The following is an 18,159-nucleotide window of genomic DNA, read 5'->3' on the forward strand; positions in this document are numbered from 1 at the left end:
CATCCGGATCAGCGATCAGCGATCAGCGATCAGCGATCAGCGATCAGCGATCAGCGATCAGCGATCAGCGATCAGCCGACGATGTCGTCGACGCCCGCCTGGTACTGCTCACCCAGCTGACTCTGCACCTCTGCCGGCGACTTTGTGCCGTTGACAAGCTCCTGGAGCCCCGCGTTCAACTCGTCATAGAACGTGGCAGTCGGCCAGTCCGGGTAGAACGCGATGCCGTCTCGGTCGGTGAGGGTGTTGAAGTTGCCGATGAGCTCTGCGCTCATCTCATCGGTGATGTCTGCGGGATCGGCGGCGACGGGCACACCACCGTTGTTGCCGATGATGGCCTGGATCTCGGGACGCATGGTGATGTCGATGAACTCGTAGGCCAGCTCCTTGTTCGCTGCGTTCTCTGGCACCGCCCACATGTTGCCGGCAGAGCCCGGGGACATCTCCGCTCCGGGGAACAGGAAGCTGCCCCACTCGAAGCCCTCGATCTCTGTCGCGAACCGGTTGTGCCACCAGCTGCCGGAGAAGAAGATCGGGTAGGTGCCGTTGATGAACGCCGTGCCCGCATCTTCTGCTTTGAGGCCCGTCGCGTCCTGGCTGATGAAGCCGTTCTCGGTCCAGTCGTTGATGGTCTCGGTGGCATAGCCGATCTCTTCGCCCTGCCAGTCGACGTCACCCGTGTAGAGCTGGTAGTCGTCGACGAAGTCGCGGTCGGCCTTGGTCAGCGCGAGCTGGTACCAGAGCTGGCCGAGAGGGTACTCGGCAGCGGCTTCTGCGAGCGGGGTGACACCCTGGTCGACGAACGCCTGCATAACCGTCTCGAACTCGTCGAGCGTGGTCGGAATGTCGAGGCCGGCCGCCGCGAACATGTCTTTGTTGTAGTAGACCTGCACGAACTCGCCGTAGTTCGGAACGCCGTACCAGCTGCCGGAGCCCATCACGCCGTTCTCGTCGTACTTCGCGGTGGTCTGCAGCGAGGGAGCGAGCATGTCGTCCCAGCCGTACTCCGCGACCGCATCGTCGAGCGGCGCGAGCAGACCCTGGCTCGACAGCAGTCCAGCCGTGGCGTTTCCCTTGTTGTACTCGAGCAGGTCTGGCGCCTCGTTCGAGTTGAGCACCTGGCTCGCCGTGGAGCGGATCTGCTCGAAGCTCTTCTCTTCGAACTCGACCGTGGCGCCGGTCTCTTCTTCGAAGACCTCGATCGCTTCGTTCCACGCGATGCCCATCGCGCTCGTCTCACTCTCGAAGTGCCAGAGCTTCAGCACGTTGTCGTCGCTTGCGTCGCCGGAGCCGGAGCATCCGGACAGCACGAGGGCACTCGCGGCGAAAACCGCTGTGCCGATGGCCCGTCTCGTGGATTTCATGTCTACCTCTCTGTAGCGAACGGATTCCGTCGGTCGGCCCGTCCGTGTGGGTGCTGGGTGGGAGTGTCTCGAGTGTCGAGTGATCGAAACGCTTCGATAATGCGGGTGAGGTCGTCCTTTCTCTTGGTTTACGGATGCCGTGGGTTCCTGTGCCGTCGTGCGGCCTTTCGCCGTCTGGTCGTCTGGTCGTCTGGCCGCCGTCAGGGGGAGCGGGGCGGGGCGATCGACCCGAACCGGTGATATCGCGGTGGCACGAGTTCGGTTCTGGCCTCGACGGGAATCCCCCTGAGCTGGTCCATCACGAGCTCGACTCCTCGATCACACGAATCGCTCGCGACGAGCGGGATGACGTCGAGCGGCGGCGCGAAGTGCGACGTGTCGAACGACGAGCCCGCCGAGATCACCGACAGATCGTCGGGAACACGGAGGCCGCGTGCGCCGAGGACCTCGAGCACAGAGGTCTGGATCGACTCCTCACAGTGCATCACTAGAGCCGTCGGCGCCTCGTCGGCCGTCAGCAGCTCGTCGAGGGCGTCGCGAATGCTCGCCACGTCTTTGCCCGGCATGGCGAAGCCAGAGGCGACGCCGCGTTCCCCTGCACGCCGGGCGAAGGCATCCCGAAACCGCGGGGGAAAGTTCGAGCCGCGGTCATAGACGGCTTTGGGGTGCCCGAGCAGCGCGATCGAACGGTGGCCGAGGTCGGCGAGCGTGTCGACGGCGAGCGCCGCAGCACTCTCGAAGTCGAGGTCGACGCAGACGAGCCCGCTCGAGTCCCCCGGGATCCCGATCAGCACAGAGGGCACGGTGAGATCGCGCACGAGCTCGACGCGCTCGTCGTCTGTCGACACGTCGAGCACGATGATGCCGTCGACGAGCCTGCTGTTCGCGACCCGGCGCAATCCGTCCGTCGCCTCGTCCTCCGTGAGCAGCAGAACGTCGTAGTCGTATCGTCTCGCGGCGGTGGCCACGGCGAGCACAAAGGCCATATGCGCGGGCGCATACGTGTCTGAGCGCAGCGGAGCCGTGAGGGCGAAGATGTTCGTGCGTGTGCCGGCGAGCATCCGCGCCCCCGCGTTCGGGCGGTAGTCGAGCTCGCGAACGGCGTCGGCGATGCGCTGTCGTGTGGTCGCGGCGATCGAGCGCTTGCCGCTCAGGGCATACGACACCGTGCTGATCGACACACCGGCGACGCGTGCCACGTCGTGGATGTTGGCCATGGGACTCCGTCGTCAGGGTGACTGTTCGTGTATGCGTTCTGCTGTGCAGCTGACTGATCGGTGAAGCGCTTCGATAGAGAACGTTGAAGCGTTTCGACAGCTCAACCGTGAAGCACATTACGTCACCGCCGGGCAAAGCGCAAGCGATATGTGGATTAACGCAACAAACTCACGCTGCCCTGAGGGTCACCACGTGTCCGGACGCGCCCCCAACGGCACCGGCTCCGGTCGCTCCACCCTGCTCATCACCTCGATCACACGATGCTCATCGCCGGCGCGCAGCACGGCGTCCATGATCTCGAGCACGTGGAAGGCGAGTGCGCCAGACGCACGATGCGGCCTGCCGGTCTCGATGGCCCGTGCCATGTCGGCCAGGCCGTACCCGCGGCCGGCATCGGAATAACCGCCTGAGACGGGCGCCTCGGTCCACGCCCCCGTCTCTGGGGTCCACACCATCGTCGGGTCGGCGAAGCGGTTCGGATCCGGCACAGAGATCGTTCCGCCGGTGCCGTAGACCTCGATGTGCGGCAGCGCCGCCGCCCACACCTCGAAGCTGACCATCACCGTCGAGGTGACCCCTGAGGCGTGTTCGAGCAGCGCCGAGACGTGTGTCGCCACCTCGACGTCGATGGCGGTTCCTGCCTGCGGTCCCGCCGCGATCGTTCTCTTCCGCCCCGACCCGGTTGTCGCCGCCGACACCCGCACAACAGGTCCGAGCATCGTGACGAGAGCGGAAAGATAGTACGGACCCATGTCGAACAGCGGCCCGGCCCCCGGCTGGTAGTAGAACTGCGGCGCCGGGTGCCAGAGCTCGTGCCCCGGCGCCGTCCAGAACGCGGATGCTGCGACGGGGCTGCCGATGCGACCGGAGTCGAGCACGTGCCTCGAGGTCTGTGTGCCGGTTCCGAGCACGGTGTCGGGCGCACTCCCGACGCGCAGCCCCCCGGCGTCAGCGAGTGTGAGCACGGGTGCGGCTTCGCCGGGTGTCAGCGCGAGCGGCTTCTCACCGTAGACGTGTTTACCCGCTTTGAGCGCACGGAGCGCGATGCTTGCGTGAGCGGCCGGGATGGTCAGGTTCAGCACGGCGTCGACGTTGTCAGACACGAGAAGGTCATCGACGGTGAGGGCTTCGACGTCGTGCTGCTGCGCGACGGCCGCAGCGCGCACCTGATCGAGGTCGGCGACAGCGCTCAGCCGCAGGCCGGGCAGCGACGGCAGATGCGCCAGGTACTGCTCGCTGATCGTGCCGACGCCGACGATTCCGACTCTCAGCGGGCCGCCCACAGCAGGCCCCTCTCGATGATCGTGCGAACGGAGGGATGCTCGAGGATGTCGACCCTGTGCCCGGGTGTCGACACAAAGATCCTGCCCGTGCCCCACTGCCTCGTCCAGATCGCCGGCGAGGTGACCGGCCTGGTCCACGGATCCCATGGCCGCACCGCCTGAGTGGTCGTGGCCAGCACGTCGATGTAGTCGTCGTGCAGCACCCAGTACTGCTCTGTCACCAGGTCGAAGTCCGGGATCCCCCGGGTGATCGGATGTTCGGCGGCAACCGGCAGCATGTTGATCGTGTGCGGCAGATAGTTGTCTGCCATGTCACCCGTGCGCTCGTCCGGATGCTTGCCGGGATGGGCCGCGAACTGTCCGCCGATCATCTGCAGGTAGTCGGAGTTGTTTCGATACGAGTCGGCGATCCCCCCGTGCCAGCCGGCGAGACCCGTCCCGCTCTGGACGGCTGCGCGCAGGCCGGTGAACTCGTTGTCCTCGATCGTCGACATCGTGTTCGTCTGCACGATCAGGTCGACGGTCGCCATGTACTCGGCGTCGGCATAAGGCGCCGGCGACTCTTCGACCCGCACGGTGAACCCGTTCCGCTTGAGGAAGGGGATGAACAGCTCGGTCGACTCGACCGGCTGGTGGCCGTCCCATCCGCCGCGCACAACGAGTGCCGTGCGCGATCGTGGTGTCTCTGAAGTCATGTCACTCTTTCGTTTGTCCTTCTTTTGTCCGAGATTCTGCGTTCGACATTCCCGCCGTCGTTTCGGCGCTTCGGGCTGCATCGTCAGCCGGCAGCCGTCCAGATGCTGTTGTTCTCCGCACTCCGCTCGACGCAGTGCTCCATTGCTCCCTGGGTCGCTTCGACGTTACCTGCTCACTGAGCAGCCGTCGATGCCGGACGGACCGTGCTGACGACACGATCAGCCGCACTGGCACGCCGATAGTGTAATATGTTGAGTCAATCCACAAATCATCACCGCCGCTGAATCGGAGCATACCCATGTCACTCACCCCCACCCGCGACGACAGGTTCTCGTTCGGACTCTGGACCATCGGATACAACGGCGCCGACCCCTTCGGCGGCCCCACTCGCGCGCCCCTCGACGTGGTGCACGGTGTGGAGAAGCTCGCAGAGCTCGGAGCATACGGACTGACCTTCCACGACAACGACCTCTTCGCGTTCGGATCGACGGACGCCGAGCGCCAGAAGCAGATCGACCGCCTCAAGCAGGCCATGTCCGACACCGGGATCGTTGTGCCGATGATCACCACGAACCTCTTCTCCGCCCCCGTCTTCAAAGACGGCGGCTTCACCTCGAACGACCGTTCCGTGCGCCGTTTCGCGCTCCGCAAGGTGATTCGCAACCTCGACCTGGCCGCGGAACTCGGCGCGACGACATTTGTTATGTGGGGCGGCCGGGAGGGTTCTGAATACGACGCCGCCAAAGACGTGCAGGCCGCGCTCGAGCGATACCGCGAAGCCGTCAACCTTCTCGGCGACTATGTCACTGACAAGGGCTACGACATCCGCTTCGCCATCGAGCCGAAGCCGAACGAACCGCGCGGTGACATCCTGCTGCCGACACTCGGTCATGCACTCGCCTTCATCGAGACCCTTGAGCGCCCGGAACTCGTCGGCGTCAACCCCGAAGTCGGCCACGAGCAGATGGCGGGGCTCAACTACACCTCCGGCATCGCCCAGGCGCTCTACCAGGGCAAGCTCTACCACATCGACCTCAACGGCCAGCGCGGCATGAAGTACGACCAAGACCTCGTCTTCGGGCACGGTGACCTGCAGAACGCGTTCTCGACCGTCGACCTGCTCGAGCACGGCGGGCTGAACGGCGGACCGGCATACACCGGCCCCCGTCACTTCGACTACAAGCCGTCACGCACCGAAGACGAGTCCGGCGTCTGGGACTCGGTTTCGGCGAACATGCGGATGTACCTGCTGTTGAAGGAGCGCGCTCAGGCGTTCCGCGCCGACCCCGAGGTGCAGGCCGCGTTGAAGGCCGCCCAGGTCGACGAGCTGTCGCAGCCGACGTTGAACCCGGGCGAGTCATACAACGACCTGCTCGCGGACCGCACGGCATACGAGAGCTTCGACGTCGAGCCCTACTTCAACGGCAGGGGCTTCGGATTCGTGCGCTTGCAGCAGCTCGCCCTCGAGCACCTGATGGGTGCAAGGCGCGGCCTCGCGAAAGGCGGCAGCCTCTAGTCAGGCACTCCGCCCAACACAACCTCCTGCGGCAACACCCCGCGAAAGGCCGCAGCCTCTCATCAGGCACTCCGCGGAACGCAATGCCCGCGGCAACAATCGACGTCATCGCCACCGAACACCGTACGGTGCGCGGGGTCAGCGCGTCCGCTCGGCCCCGCACACAGTGCTCAGCCCCGCACACCGTGCCACGCGGGCTCGCGTCGGTACTCTTGTTGTGACCGCATCTGCTGACCGCAGCCCCCGTGAAAGGCCTCCATGACACTCGTCGCAGGAATCGACTCGTCGACGCAGAGCTGCAAGATCGTCATCCGAGACGCAAAGACAGGGGCCCTCGTCCGCCAAGGCCGAGCGTCGCATCCCGCCGGCACCGAGGTCGCACCCTCGGCCTGGTGGGAAGCACTGCAGACGGCCATGACGGATGCCGGTGGCCTCGACGATGTCGCCGCCGTCGCGATCGCCGGCCAGCAGCACGGCATGGTGGTTCTCGACGACCAGGGGCGTGTGATCCGCGACGCTCTTCTCTGGAACGACACGAGGAGCGCACGTGCGGCGCTCGACCTCATCGACGAGGTCGGCAGAGACGAATACGCCAGACGAACGGGTGTTGTGCCCGTCGCCTCGTTCACCGCGACGAAGCTCCGCTGGCTGCGGGATGCCGAGCCAGAGAACGCCGCACGCGTTGCGGCCGTCGCTCTCCCCCACGACTGGCTGACCTGGCGCCTGCGCGGCTTCGGACCCGCGGACGAGAGCCAGCTCGGCCCGGTGCTCGACGAACTCGTCACCGATCGCTCAGATGCCTCTGGCACCGCGTACTGGTCGCCGAAGAGCGGAGACTACGACCGCGAACTGTTCGTGAAGGCGCTCGGCCACGACGCCGTGCTTCCCCGTGTTCTCGGCCCGGGCGAGAGTGCCGGAACCATGCCGTCTGGCGCCGTCGTCGGCCCGGGCGCCGGAGACAATGCGGCGGCTGCACTCGGCCTCGACGCCGGAGCCGGCGACGTTGTGGTGTCGATCGGCACGTCTGGCACGGTGTTCGCCGTCACCTCTGAGCCGGTTCAGGATGCCTCTGGAACCGTCGCCGGGTTCGCCGACGCATCCGGCCTGTATCTTCCCCTGATCGCCACGCTGAACGCGGCACGGATCCTGGATTCGATCGCCGGACTGCTCGGGGTCTCGCACGGCGAACTCGGCTCTCTCGCGCTCGAGGCGGAGCCCGGGTGCGACGGACTGGTGCTGCAGCCGTACTTCGAGGGTGAGCGCACACCGAACCTGCCAGACGCCACGGCCACCCTGTTCGGCATGACCCTGGCCTCCACCACGCGCCCCTCGCTCGCCCGTGCCGCCATCGAGGGGCTGCTCTGCGGGCTCGCAGACGGCCTCGACGCCGTTCGTGCGCAGGGGGTGAGCGCCACGCGGGTGATGCTCGTCGGCGGAGCCGCGCAGAACGAGGCCGTGCAGCGTATCGCCGCCCAGGTGTTCGCGGTGCCCGTTGTCGTGCCGACGCCCGGCGAGTACGTCGCCGACGGCGCGGCCAGGCAGGCGGCCTGGGTGCTTATGGGCTCCCGCCCCGCATGGCAGCTCTCGATCGCCGCAGAGCCTGCGCCAGACCACCGGCCGGTCATCCGCGAGCAGTATGCCGCGCGGCGCGCCACAGCCTGATCGGGCTGTCGTCGCGTGCCCCTGACGTTTTCATCCCTTCTGGACGTTCTCACCCGGCATAGCGGGTGAGAACGTCCAGAAGTGGTGACGTCGCCGTGGGCTCACCGTTCGAGGAGCGTCTCCAGCGTGCGGCGTGCGCCGACCGTGTGCAGCAGCGAGAGCGCCCTGTCATACGCCTCGACGAACCTCGGCTCGTCGACGAGTGATCCGAACAGCTCGCGATCCTCGATGAACGCGTGCGGGTTCGACGGGTACTGCACCGCGGCCGCGTGCACACGGTCGGCGAGCCTGTCGACGATCTCGATGGGCTCGCCCTGTTCGTCCACACCCTCCGCATACCGGGCCCAGCTCGCGACGATCGCCGCAGACAGTGCGACCTCGCCGTCCGGCAGCTGTTCCCTGATCACGGGAACAAGCCACTTCGGGATGCGATCGGACGACTCCGCGCACAACCGTGCGATCGTGTCTCGCACTCCGGCGTTCGAGAACCGCTCGATGAGCTGATGTTTGTATTCGTCGAGGTCGATGCCGGGCAGCGGCTTGAGCGTCGGCGTCGCTTCGCGGTCCATGTAGGCGAGCAGGAACTCGGCCATCAGCGGGTCCTGCGCGGCGTCGTGCACCAGGCGGTAGCCCATCAGGTGCCCGAAGTAGCAGATGCCCTGATGGCTCGCATTGAGCAGGCGCAGCTTCATCAGCTCATAGGGTTCGACGTCGTCGACCACTTGCACCGCCGTGTTCTCGTACGGGGGCCGGCCCGCTGTGAACGCGTCCTGCAGCACCCATTGAAAGAAGGGCTCGCAGACCACAGGCCACTCGTCCGCGATGCCGAACTGCTGGGCGACCTGTTCGCGGTCCTCGTCCGTCGTCGCGGGGGTGATGCGGTCGACCATCGAGTTGGGGAACAACACGTTCTCATCGATCCACGCGCCGAGCTCCGGGTCTTTCGCCGTGGCGAACGCGACGATGGCGCGGTGCGCGACGGCGCCGTTGTCCTGCAGGTTGTCACACGACATCACGGTGAACGGCACGATGCCCCGGTCACGCCGGCGCCGAAGGGCCTCGACGACATACCCGAAGACCGTCTCGGGCACATCCTCACGCAGGTCATGGGCGACCTGGGCGGTCTCGAGCTGGAACTCGCCGGTCACCTGATTGATGTTGTATCCCCCCTCTGTCACGGTGAGCGACACGATGCGGATCGCGGGGTGTGCCATGCGCTCGAGCACGATCTGCGGGTCGTCCGGTGCATAGAGATAGTCGACGATCGAGCCGATCACCCTCGCGTGCTTCGAGCCGTCCGGATGCTTCTGCACGAGTGTGTACAGACCGTCCTGCGTGCGCAGGGCGTCTCGCATGCGCTGGTCCGACGGCATAACGCCGACGCCGCAGATGGCCCAGTCCGTGGCCTGACCCGCGCTCAGCAGGTCGTCGATGATCATCGCCTGGTGGGCCCGGTGAAAGCCTCCGACGCCGAAATGCATGATCCCGACGGTGAGGGACGACCGGTCATAGCTCGGTGTCGTCACGTCTGGGCCGATGGCGTCCAGCGTCTCGTTGCTCAGCGGAATCGTGGTGTCGTGTGTCACGATGACCTCCTTTCAGTGCTGTTCAGGTGGTGCGTGTTCGTGGTGTACCGGCCGCTCCGCTCACTCGCGCGGCGGTGTATATCGCGCAGGCTCCCGCAGAGGCGCAGACGGATCTGGCGCAGGTGTGACCGTCGCGACGGGGGCACCGTCGACAGAGGACAGCAGTGTGGTGGACCGGGTGACCGCAAGGGCTCCCCACGACGCCGCAGCGCCGATGGCGGCCGGGATGTCGAGGGTGCCGTCGGCCGTCGGTGTCGCGTTCACGAGAAAACCAGCGAGCGAAGCGTCACCCGCGCCCGCTGAGTTCACGACCCGGCGAGCTTCGGCCCGCGCGAGCCAGACGCCGTTCTCGGCGACAGCGAGCGCGCCGTCTTCGCCCATGCTCACATAGACGGTGTTCACACCGCGAGCGCGCAGCTCCTGCGCCGCGGTGATCACGTCGCCGACGGTGGTGAGGTCTCGCCTGACGATGTCTGCCAGCTCGTGGGTGTTCGGTTTGATCAGAGCGACGAGATCGAGGCGCTCGGCGACGAGGTCGAATGCCGCTTCGCTTGTGTCGACAGCGACGCGAACGCCAGCGGAGACCCCCCGGTCGATGAGCTCGACGATGGGAACCATGCCGCCGGGCTCGTCTCCGTCTGTCACACGCGGAAGGCTTCCGCAGATCACGAGCCAGCCGGCGTCGATCCTCGCGACCTCACTCATCACGAGGCCGCAGAAGTCGTCCCACTCTGCCCGCGACATCGGCACCGGAGACTCGTTGACCTTCGTGGTGTGCCCGCTGTCGTCGATGATCGTGGTGTTGATGCGCGTGTGCCCGGCGACCGGAAGCGGATGGAGTATCCTCGTGTTCCCTCCGCCGGCCACGAGGTCGAGATCCGACGCCCCGATAGCGAGCACACCGCTCACGGGCACATCGGCGAGCGCGACGGCGTTCGCGACGTTCACTCCCTTTCCGCTCACCTCGCGATGGGCGGACACAGCGCGGTTCACGCTGCCGATCGACAACCGGGGCAGCACATAGGTCTGGTCGATCGCCGCAGCGACGGTGACCGTGACGATGCCGTTTCGCGCCTGCCGGTCGCCCTCGGTTCGGTCGTCGCTCATGGTTGCTTCCCCGCTCGAACGACGTGGATCCCGAGCTCGTCGAGCATGGCCAGGAACTCGTGTGACACTCCTGCGTCGCACACGGCCACGTCGACGTCGCGCAGCTGTGCGAACGTCACAAGCCCGGCCGACGACGAGTTCTCCGGCCCGATCACCAGTATCGTGCGGTCGGCAGACGCGACGGCACGCCGTTTGAGGGCCGCGGACTTCGGCGTCGCCGCGGTCAGCCATCCGTCGGCCGAGACGCCGTCGGCTGTGATGAAGGCGACGCCGAAGCGCACGCGCTCGAGGGTCTCGCGCGCCCACTGCCCCGACTGCGAGCCGTCATCGTGGTCGACGGCGCCGCCGAGGTTATAGACAGAGAGCGACGGCTTCCTGCCGGCGAGGATGGCTGCGGGAATCGAGCTGGTCACAACCTGCAACCTCTCGCTGTCAGGCAGCATGGCGGCGAGCGACTCCAGGTCGGCGCCGGCGTCGAGGAAGACGCCGCCGTGCTCTGGCACAAACGGCAATGCGGCAACGGCAACCGGGCGAGGGGGCACATCCGCACCGGTGATGCGGGTCAGGTCCTCTGCCCTGCCGGCCGCCTTGATGGCTCCGCCGTGGGCGCGCGTCAGGCTGCCCGACCGCTCGAGATTGCGCAGGTCACGCCTGATGGTCTCTTCTGTGACATCGAGGGTCGCAGACAGGTCGTTCACCTCGACGCGCCCGTCGCGCTCGAGCATCGCGACGATCTCAGCCTGCCGGTCGGCGGCTGATCGACCGGCTCGGGCGGTGTCGGTCATCGGCTCATTCTCCGTTCGCCGGTGTCGGTGCGTTTGCGCTCCACCACGGGCCGAGCGAGTCCGCGAGTGAGTCGAAGGACTGCGTGACGCCGGCCCAGTACCCTGCGGACTCGTCTGTCGGCAGAGTGACGGGGGCGAGGCCGACGAACTGCTGGGCCTCGTCGATCGACCCGAACACACCCTGCGCGACCCCGGCGAGGGCGGCGACTCCGAATGCCCCGGCCTCATCCGTGCGCACAACGGCGATCGGCGCGCGCAGCGCGTTGGCGGCGAGCTGCACATAGAGCGGAGACCTCGACAGTCCGCCGCCGAGCAGCAGCGGTTCGTTCCAGGTGAACTTCTCGCCCAGGGCGCGGGTATGCCAAACGTGCATCAGGGCGATGCCCTCGAGCAGCCCGCGCAGCAGGTGCGCCCTCGTGTGCCACCCGCGCACACCGGCGAACGTCGCCGACGCATCCGCCCCCAATGGCGAGGCGTAGAAATACGGAAGCACAAGCGGAACGTTCTGCTGCGGGTCGAGGGCCGCAGCCTCTGCGAACAGGGCGTCGCGCATCGAGTCGCCTGAGGCGCCGAGGATCTGAAGCATCCAATCGAGCGAGGGGGATGCCGTCGGCGACGTCGACATCGCTATGCGCAGATCCGGGGTGATCGACAGCCTGGACTGCCAGCGGGGGTCGACGTGGGATTCGCGTGTGGTCACCCCGTTCGTGCTGAACGACCCCGCCACCATCGCCAGCCGCCCCGGCACAAGCGCCCCCATCCCGATGGATGAGGCCTGCACGTCGTGCATGCCCATGATCACCGGTGTTCCCTCTGCCAGGCCTGTGCGCTCGGCGGCCTTCGCCGTGACGGTGCCGCCGGGGTCTGCGCTCAACCTCAGCTCGGGCAACAGCCGTTCGAGCCCGGCAAGGCCGTATGCGGCGAGAACGTCTCTGCTCCAGTCCGCAGTGCGCGTGTCGAGAAACGTCGCCGTGGCGTCGGAGAGATCTGTCGCGATCTCTCCCGTCAGCCGCAGCCGCACGATGTCTTTGCAGAACAGCATGGTGTGCGCCCGCTCGACGAGCTCCGGCCGGTTGCGCACGAGCCAGCGCAGGAGCGCGCCTGTTCCGGCGGCGGCGACCTGCTGTCCCGAGAGCTCGAGGATCGTCTTCGCCCGCACCGGGTCTTCCCGGATCTCGTCAGCCTCGCGGTGGGCACGCGAGTCGACGGCTGTGATCGCGGGTCCGACCGCATCGCCTTTCGCGTCCACCAGGTGCAGCCCGTCGCCGTGACCGGCGATTCCGACGGCGGCGATGAGCGCCGGGTCGAGGCCTGACGACCGCACGGCATCGCCGATCGCGTCTGCGGCGGCATCCCACAGCTGGTCTTGTGAGCGCTCGGCGTGGCGCGGTGTGCTCCTGTCGACGGGGCTGAAGCGCCGGCCGATGGCGACCTGGCGCATGTTCTCGTCATGCAGCACGGCCTTGACGGTGGTCTGTCCGGCATCGACGCCGAGAAGGTAGCGCGAACTCATCAGCGGAATCGGCCGCCCGTCACTTGATCGCGCCCATCGCGAGACCTCGGACGAGTCGCTTCTGCGCGAGCCAGCCGGCGATCACAACCGGAAGCACAGCGAGAGTCGCCGCTGCAGAGAGCACGGCGAGAAACTGCCCTCGACCATCCACGAAGCTGCCGAGGAACGGAGGTGTCGTCCGTGCCATCGTCGAGGTGAGCAGGTTGGCGAGAAAGTACTCGTTCCACGCGAAGATGAAGCAGATCAGCGCTGCAGCGGCGACGCCGGGTCCCACGATCGGCAGCACGATGCGCACGAGCTCCGTCCAGAACTTGGCACCGTCGACCTGCGCCGCCTCGATGATCTCGGTGGGAACCTCGCTGAAGAACGACCGCATCATCCAGATGGCGAGCGGCAGGTTGATGCCGACATAGAGAATCGCCAGTGCCGTGATGTTGTCGAGCATGTCCAGGCTCTGCAACAGCAGGTAGATCGGGATGATCGCCGCCGCGATGGGCAGGAACTTCGTCGAGATGAAGAAGAACAGGGCGTCTGTCGACCGCACGATCGGCCGCACCGAGAGCCCGTACGCCGCGGGAATCGCGAGCGCCATCACGATCAGCGTCGAGAGCACACTCGCGGTGAGCGAGTTGATCAGGTACGGGGTGAACCCGCGGTTGAACACGTCGATGAATCGGTCGAAGCTCAGCTCGGTGATGAAGGTCGGCGGCATCGTCGCCGCTGCACGCTCGGTCTTGAACGCTGTGAACACCATCCAGGCGACCGGAAAGAAGAAACCGAGGGTGACCACCCAGGTGACGACGGTGAGGACTGTGGAACTCACCCGCTTCTTGAACGGCTTCTTGCGTCGGGCAGGGGTCACGGTGGCAGAACGGCGCCGTGTTGTGGTCGGGGTTGCGGCCGTGGTGCTCATCAGCGGACTCCCTCAGCTTTGAAGATCTTGAACAGGGTGCGCAACGCGATGGTGGCGACGATGATCGTGATGATCACCGTGAGAACGCCGTATGCCGCGGCCTCACCGATCTCGAGGCCCACAAAAGCGCGCTCATACAACAGGTAGGAAAGTGTTTTCGTGCCTCCGGTGCCGCGCGTCATGATCGCGACCGGATCGAAGACCTGCAGCAGCAGGATCGCCCCGAGAAGCACCGAGAGCTCGATGTACTGGCGCAGGTGCGGAAGGGTCATCGAGAAGAACGTGCGGACGGGTCCGGCGCCGTCGACGGACGCGGCCTCGAGCACATCGCCCGGCTGGCTCTGCAGGCCGGCGAGCAGGATCAGCATCATAAACGGCGTGTATTGCCAGGTCAGCACCATGATGATCGTGAGGGCGGGAAAGTTCGTGTTCCACTCGATGGCGGGAATGCCGACAAGCGACAGCGCCCAGTTGACCATGCCGACGTTGGAGTCGAGCATCGACCACTTCCAGATGAGAGCGGCAGCAGCTGGCATCATCAGGAACGGCGTGATGAGGAGTGTGCGCGCAAGTCCCTGCCCCATGAACTTGCGGTCGAGCAGGAGCGCCAGGAGCATCCCGAACACAACAGAGAGCAGCACGCTCGAGCCGGTGATGAGCACAGTGGCTCCGAGCGACTGCACGAATGCGCCGTTTGTGAGGACCGTCGCGTAGTTGTCGAATCCGGCGAACTCCTGGTCGCCCGGGCGAAGCAGGTTCCACGACTGGAACGAGTAGTAGATCGTGACGACGAACGGGATCTGGGTGATGAGGATGGCCACACCGAGCGCGGGCCATACGAGGGCGCGCGCCAGGCGCAGCCCCTTCTTCTCTCGTGCCGTCAGCACGAGCTTCTTGCGAGTGCGAACCTTCGCGGGTTTCACCACGACAGCTGTGGTCATTGTGGTCTCTTTCTCGATGAGAGATCAGAAGGGAATCCCACGATCACCCGCGAGGAGCCTTCGTGGTCTTCAGATGAACCGGAGGTTGGGCGGCCCCGGCCGACGAAACGTCGGGGCCGCCCAACGGCGGTTTCGTGTTCTATTTCTGGGCGGCGCCGGCTTCTTCTGCCAGCTGCTGCCCCTTCGCAAGGGCGTTCTCGACAGAATCACGCCCGGCGAACACTTCGGCGATGTACTGCGACACCTGGTTGCCGAGGTCCTGGAACTCAGGGATGGTCACATACTGGATGCCGACCCAGGGCTGCGGGTTGACGCCCGGCTGCTCGGGGTTGACGGCCAGCATGATGTCTTTTGTGATGCCGGCGAACGCTTCGGCTTCTTCCTGGTACTCGGGGATGTCATAGGTCGACGTGCGGGAGCCAGGTGGCACGCGACTCCAACCCAGTTCGTTTCCGACCAGTTCGATGTACTCCTTGCTCGTCGCCCAGCTCACGAACTCCCACGCCGCCTCCTGCTTCTTCGAGGTGTTGGGGATGGCGAGGTTCCATGCCCAGAGCCAGCCGGACTCCTCGGTCTCGACCGTCGGAGCGTGCACGTAGCCGACCTTGCCGACGACGCCGCTCAGTTCCTCTGATTCGACAGAACCGGCTGCGCTCGTCGCGTCGTACCAGAACGCCGCCTTGCCCTGCGTGAACAGGTTGAGGCACTCGGTGAATCCGGTCGAAACGGGGTCGGATTCGCCCGCGTCCTTCACCAGATCGGTGTAGAACTGCACGGCCTCCGTGAACTCGGGTGAGTCGACGGTCGCATTCCAGTCTTCATCGAACCAGTTGCCGCCGAACGTCTGCACAACTGTTGTGAGCGGTGCGAACAGCTCACCCCAGCCCGGCTTTCCGCGCAGGCAGATGCCTGCGACGTCACCGGTGTGCACCTGGCGGGCCATGTCCGCGATCTCCTGCCAGGTCGGGTGTTCCGGAACAGTCAGGCCCGCGGCGTCGAGGATCTCCTTGTTGTACATCAGGAACGACGACTCTCCGTAGAACGGCACAGCGAAGAGCTTGTCGTCGACGGTGAGCGCTTCTCTGACGGGCGGAAGGATGTCGTCGACGTCGTAGTCCGTGTCATCGCCGGCCAGGTCTGTCAGATCGACGAGCCAGTCGTTCTGCCCCCAGATCGGCACCTCGTAGCTGCCGACGGTCACGATGTCGTACTGGCCTCCCTGTGTGGCGACGTCTTTGGTGACGGCGTCGCGAAGGTCGTTCTCCTCCATCTGGATGAAGTTGACCTTGATGTCCGGGTGCTCTTCTTCGAAGGTGCCCTTGAGCTCCTCCATGTCTTTCATCTGGGGGTTGTTCACGGTGGCGAGAGTCAGCGTGACCTGCTCTCCGTCTCCGCCTCCGCCTCCTCCGCCGCCGGCGCCCGCGCAGCCCGCGAGCACCACACCAACAGAAGCAACGGCGGCCAGGGTGAGCCACTGCTTTCTTCTGGAATAAGACTTCGTCATCTCATTGCCTTTCGTCTTCATCGACACGTCCTGGACGGACATCATTCACCACTATCAATCCGAAACTGTTTGCTTTTCAAGATCCGGTGTTGTTTTGTAACGCTATCGTGATCGAACCATGCCCGAATATTCTGCTTTTCGACCACAGTAGCGACAAATTCGGGCACGGCGCCACCGGATTCGCTATTCTGACTGAGACCGCGCGAAGGAGCAGGCCGTGTACCCAGCCGAACGACAGGCGGCGATCCTCGAGATCGCCCAATCCGGTGACGGAACCATCTCCGTCACCGCGATGGGCGAGCGGCTGCAGGTCACCCCGGAGACCATCAGGCGAGACCTCGCTGTTCTCGAACGACAGGGCGTCATCATGCGGGTGCACGGCGGCGCCCGCCTCACCCGCGGCACCCCGTTCGAACTGTCACTCGCGCGGCGCCAGCTCGACGAGGCAGACGAGAAGCGCGCCATCGCCGGTCGTGTGCTGCGCGAGCTGCCCGCTGACGGGGTCGTCCTTCTCGATTCAGGATCCCTGACGCTGGTCGTCGCCTCGATGTTTCCCTTAGATCGGGAACTGATCGTCGTCACCAACAACCTTCCCGCGGTGCGGCTGCTCACCGAGCACCCGCTTCTCACCGTGCTCGCGCTCCCGGGGCGCGTGCGCAGTCTCACGCTGGGCACCGTCGACGAGTGGACGCGCGAGCGCATCAGCTCTCTCAACGTCGATCTCGCGATTCTCGGCGGCAACGGACTCACCATAGCGGCCGGCCTCACCACAACCGTGCCGGACGAAGCCGAGGTCAAACGCGCGATGCTGCTCTCGGCCAGACGGCGTTTGCTCGCCATCACGTCCACGAAGATCGGACATTCGTCGTTCTGCCATGTCGCCGACCTCAACGAGCTCGACATGATCGTCACGGACTCTCGCATCGACCCCGACCAGGCCTCTGACCTCAGCTCGGCCGGCCCTGAGCTCGTCGTCGTGGGCTGACGGCGTGTTCGTGCCGCCGCACGGCGGCACGGCATCCGCTCACCTCTCGGCCACGCATCCGCTCGCCCCATCACCCACAGCCACAGCCACAGTGACAGCCACACGCATAGACAGAAGGAAGAACATGTCTCTCGCCACCACGGGCCAGATCATCGGCGATGCCGGTGCCGTCGCCGCGTTCAACGTCATCCAGATCGAGCACGCAGAGGCCATCGTCGCGGGCGCAGAGAACGCAGGCCTGCCCGTTGTGCTGCAGATCTCTGAGAACGCGGCCGCCTACCATGGCTCGCTCGCGCCGATCGCCCTCGCGACGCGCAGGCTCGCCGAGCGCGCCACGGTTCCCGTCGCGGTGCACCTCGACCACGCCGAGAACGAGGCGCTCGTCGACGAGGCCATCGAGCTCGGCGTGACGTCGGTGATGTTCGACGCCTCGAAGCTGAGCTACGCAGACAATGTCGCGCGCACGGCGGCTGTGACGGAGCGGGCGCACACACACGGCGTCTGGGTCGAGGCCGAGCTCGGCGAGATCGGCGGCAAAGACGGTGCCCACGCTCCAGGCGTTCGCACAGACGTCGAGGATGCCGTCAGGTTCGTCTCGCAGACCGGTGTCGACGGGCTCGCTGTCGCCGTGGGCAGCTCACACGCGATGACAACGAGGAGCGCCAGCCTCGACTTCGAGCTGATCGCACGGCTTCACGCCGCACTGTCCGTGCCGCTTGTGCTGCACGGGTCGAGCGGGGTGACGGACGCGGACATCCGTGAGGCCGTCGCGAGTGGCATGAGCAAGATCAACATCTCGACCCACATCAACGCGGTGTTCACCCGCGCGGTGCGCGCTGCGCTCGACGCACGGCCAGAGCTCGTTGATCCTCGCAAATACCTCGGGCCAGGGCGCGACGCCGTCGCCGTCGAGGTGCAGCGGCTCATAGAACTCATCAGCGGTCGCTGAGCCGGCGCAGCTCTCGTCCGACACGCGCATCCGCTCCGGAGCATCCGCCACGCCCCGCGCCGCGCATCCACCACGCGCATCCGCTCCGCCACGCGCTACACCATTTGTGACGCGCGGGCCTATTTCGTGTAGCGCGT

Annotated in this window: 15 protein-coding genes; 4 read left to right on the top strand and 11 right to left on the bottom strand. The window is 65.9% G+C overall.

Going from position 1 to position 18,159, the window contains the following annotated elements:
* Nucleotides 1-71 precede the first annotated feature (71 nt).
* The 4 genes from ACYVF5_RS08700 to ACYVF5_RS08715 form a co-directional block, all read right to left on the bottom strand.
* A complete protein-coding gene (locus tag ACYVF5_RS08700; RefSeq protein ID WP_460945384.1) occupies nt 72-1,364 on the bottom strand; it encodes an ABC transporter substrate-binding protein in 1,293 nt (430 codons plus the stop codon).
* 200 nt (nt 1,365-1,564) lie between these two features.
* Nucleotides 1,565-2,581, bottom strand: coding sequence for a LacI family DNA-binding transcriptional regulator (locus ACYVF5_RS08705; RefSeq protein ID WP_460945386.1), 1,017 nt, complete (start codon nt 2,579-2,581; stop codon nt 1,565-1,567).
* Nucleotides 2,582-2,767: 186 nt separating this feature from the next.
* Complete coding sequence (locus ACYVF5_RS08710; RefSeq protein ID WP_460945389.1) at nt 2,768-3,865, bottom strand: Gfo/Idh/MocA family protein; 1,098 nt, start codon at nt 3,863-3,865, stop codon at nt 2,768-2,770.
* Complete coding sequence (locus ACYVF5_RS08715) at nt 3,850-4,560, bottom strand: ThuA domain-containing protein (protein ID WP_460945391.1); 711 nt, start codon at nt 4,558-4,560, stop codon at nt 3,850-3,852. Before ACYVF5_RS08715 ends, ACYVF5_RS08710 begins: the two co-directional genes overlap by 16 nt.
* Before the next feature lie 299 nt (nt 4,561-4,859).
* On the opposite strand from ACYVF5_RS08715, the gene xylA reads away from it, so the two are divergent.
* Both xylA and xylB read left to right on the top strand, forming a co-directional pair.
* Nucleotides 4,860-6,077: a xylose isomerase gene (gene xylA / locus ACYVF5_RS08720; RefSeq protein ID WP_460945393.1), complete on the top strand. Its 1,218-nt coding sequence runs from the start codon at nt 4,860-4,862 to the stop codon at nt 6,075-6,077.
* Nucleotides 6,078-6,335: 258 nt separating this feature from the next.
* Nucleotides 6,336-7,739 carry a xylulokinase gene (gene xylB / locus ACYVF5_RS08725; RefSeq protein WP_460945395.1) on the top strand — a complete coding sequence of 468 codons (1,404 nt, stop codon included), beginning with the start codon at nt 6,336-6,338 and terminating at the stop codon, nt 7,737-7,739.
* A gap of 101 nt (nt 7,740-7,840) precedes the next feature.
* Here the strand turns inward: xylB and ACYVF5_RS08730 are convergent, their stop codons facing one another.
* From ACYVF5_RS08730 to ACYVF5_RS08760, 7 genes are all read right to left on the bottom strand, one after another.
* Nucleotides 7,841-9,325: a mannitol dehydrogenase family protein gene (locus ACYVF5_RS08730; protein WP_460945397.1), complete on the bottom strand. Its 1,485-nt coding sequence runs from the start codon at nt 9,323-9,325 to the stop codon at nt 7,841-7,843.
* A gap of 60 nt (nt 9,326-9,385) precedes the next feature.
* Nucleotides 9,386-10,432 (bottom strand): 1-phosphofructokinase family hexose kinase, encoded by a 1,047-nt coding sequence (locus tag ACYVF5_RS08735; RefSeq protein ID WP_460945399.1) that lies wholly within the window; start codon nt 10,430-10,432, stop codon nt 9,386-9,388.
* A complete protein-coding gene (locus ACYVF5_RS08740) occupies nt 10,429-11,217 on the bottom strand; it encodes a DeoR/GlpR family DNA-binding transcription regulator (RefSeq protein WP_460945401.1) in 789 nt (262 codons plus the stop codon). The genes ACYVF5_RS08735 and ACYVF5_RS08740 overlap by 4 nt, the downstream gene beginning before the upstream one ends.
* 4 nt (nt 11,218-11,221) lie before the next feature.
* Nucleotides 11,222-12,730 carry an FGGY-family carbohydrate kinase gene (locus tag ACYVF5_RS08745; protein ID WP_460945403.1) on the bottom strand — a complete coding sequence of 503 codons (1,509 nt, stop codon included), beginning with the start codon at nt 12,728-12,730 and terminating at the stop codon, nt 11,222-11,224.
* A gap of 19 nt (nt 12,731-12,749) precedes the next feature.
* Nucleotides 12,750-13,643: a carbohydrate ABC transporter permease gene (locus ACYVF5_RS08750; protein WP_460945405.1), complete on the bottom strand. Its 894-nt coding sequence runs from the start codon at nt 13,641-13,643 to the stop codon at nt 12,750-12,752.
* A complete protein-coding gene (locus ACYVF5_RS08755) occupies nt 13,643-14,584 on the bottom strand; it encodes a carbohydrate ABC transporter permease (protein WP_460945407.1) in 942 nt (313 codons plus the stop codon). Before ACYVF5_RS08755 ends, ACYVF5_RS08750 begins: the two co-directional genes overlap by 1 nt.
* Before the next feature lie 139 nt (nt 14,585-14,723).
* A complete protein-coding gene (locus ACYVF5_RS08760; RefSeq protein WP_460945409.1) occupies nt 14,724-16,088 on the bottom strand; it encodes an ABC transporter substrate-binding protein in 1,365 nt (454 codons plus the stop codon).
* Nucleotides 16,089-16,305: 217 nt separating this feature from the next.
* On the opposite strand from ACYVF5_RS08760, the gene ACYVF5_RS08765 reads away from it, so the two are divergent.
* Both ACYVF5_RS08765 and ACYVF5_RS08770 read left to right on the top strand, forming a co-directional pair.
* Nucleotides 16,306-17,073 (top strand): DeoR/GlpR family DNA-binding transcription regulator, encoded by a 768-nt coding sequence (locus ACYVF5_RS08765; protein ID WP_460945411.1) that lies wholly within the window; start codon nt 16,306-16,308, stop codon nt 17,071-17,073.
* Nucleotides 17,074-17,197: 124 nt separating this feature from the next.
* The gene (locus ACYVF5_RS08770; RefSeq protein WP_460945413.1) at nt 17,198-18,022 is read left to right on the top strand and encodes a class II fructose-bisphosphate aldolase; all 825 of its coding nucleotides are present in this window, start codon (nt 17,198-17,200) and stop codon (nt 18,020-18,022) included.
* Nucleotides 18,023-18,159 lie beyond the last annotated feature (137 nt).

This window comes from Okibacterium endophyticum (genome assembly GCF_054780075.1).

What these genes read in the sequence shown, in the direction of transcription:
- ACYVF5_RS08700 (WP_460945384.1), bottom strand. Translation starts at nt 1,364, where the DNA reads ATGAAATCCACGAGACGGGCCATCGGCACAGCGGTTTTCGCCGCGAGT.
- ACYVF5_RS08705 (WP_460945386.1), bottom strand. Translation starts at nt 2,581, where the DNA reads ATGGCCAACATCCACGACGTGGCACGCGTCGCCGGTGTGTCGATCAGC.
- ACYVF5_RS08715 (WP_460945391.1), bottom strand. Translation starts at nt 4,560, where the DNA reads ATGACTTCAGAGACACCACGATCGCGCACGGCACTCGTTGTGCGCGGC.
- xylA (WP_460945393.1), top strand. Translation starts at nt 4,860, where the DNA reads ATGTCACTCACCCCCACCCGCGACGACAGGTTCTCGTTCGGACTCTGG.
- xylB (WP_460945395.1), top strand. Translation starts at nt 6,336, where the DNA reads ATGACACTCGTCGCAGGAATCGACTCGTCGACGCAGAGCTGCAAGATC.
- ACYVF5_RS08735 (WP_460945399.1), bottom strand. Translation starts at nt 10,432, where the DNA reads ATGAGCGACGACCGAACCGAGGGCGACCGGCAGGCGCGAAACGGCATC.
- ACYVF5_RS08740 (WP_460945401.1), bottom strand. Translation starts at nt 11,217, where the DNA reads ATGACCGACACCGCCCGAGCCGGTCGATCAGCCGCCGACCGGCAGGCT.
- ACYVF5_RS08745 (WP_460945403.1), bottom strand. Translation starts at nt 12,730, where the DNA reads ATGAGTTCGCGCTACCTTCTCGGCGTCGATGCCGGACAGACCACCGTC.
- ACYVF5_RS08750 (WP_460945405.1), bottom strand. Translation starts at nt 13,643, where the DNA reads ATGAGCACCACGGCCGCAACCCCGACCACAACACGGCGCCGTTCTGCC.
- ACYVF5_RS08755 (WP_460945407.1), bottom strand. Translation starts at nt 14,584, where the DNA reads ATGACCACAGCTGTCGTGGTGAAACCCGCGAAGGTTCGCACTCGCAAG.
- ACYVF5_RS08760 (WP_460945409.1), bottom strand. Translation starts at nt 16,088, where the DNA reads ATGACGAAGTCTTATTCCAGAAGAAAGCAGTGGCTCACCCTGGCCGCC.
- ACYVF5_RS08770 (WP_460945413.1), top strand. Translation starts at nt 17,198, where the DNA reads ATGTCTCTCGCCACCACGGGCCAGATCATCGGCGATGCCGGTGCCGTC.